Annotated in this window: 1 protein-coding gene; it reads left to right on the top strand. The window is 39.4% G+C overall.

The genetic code is table 11. The features are described 5' to 3' along the window. Positions 1–264: hypothetical protein (locus ACTG7L_RS10850; protein ID WP_439328544.1), on the top strand; the 264-nt coding region annotated here is incomplete at both ends.

Raw genomic sequence — 264 nt, 5'->3', positions numbered from 1 at the left:
GTTATTTAACTGGTTTTAATAATGATATGGAACAATATAAAGCCTTAATGAACGCAGGGGTAAAATATGCCAAAGACTTTAATTTGTCCGTAGGCGTTGGATTAACGGCCAAACAAATGTCAGAATTAACCACAGATATGGTGTGGTTGGTCAACAAAGACATCACCCTAAAAACAGGTGAAAAAATCACCGCACTTGTGCCACAGGTTTATTTGGTTGCCAGTGATGCAGATATTGATAGCCGAGGTGCGGTAATTTCTGCGA

The sequence above is a fragment of the Lonepinella sp. BR2357 genome, assembly GCF_051851525.1.
GTDB lineage: Bacteria > Pseudomonadota > Gammaproteobacteria > Enterobacterales > Pasteurellaceae > Lonepinella.
This window is presented reverse-complemented; position numbering and strand designations above follow the sequence as displayed.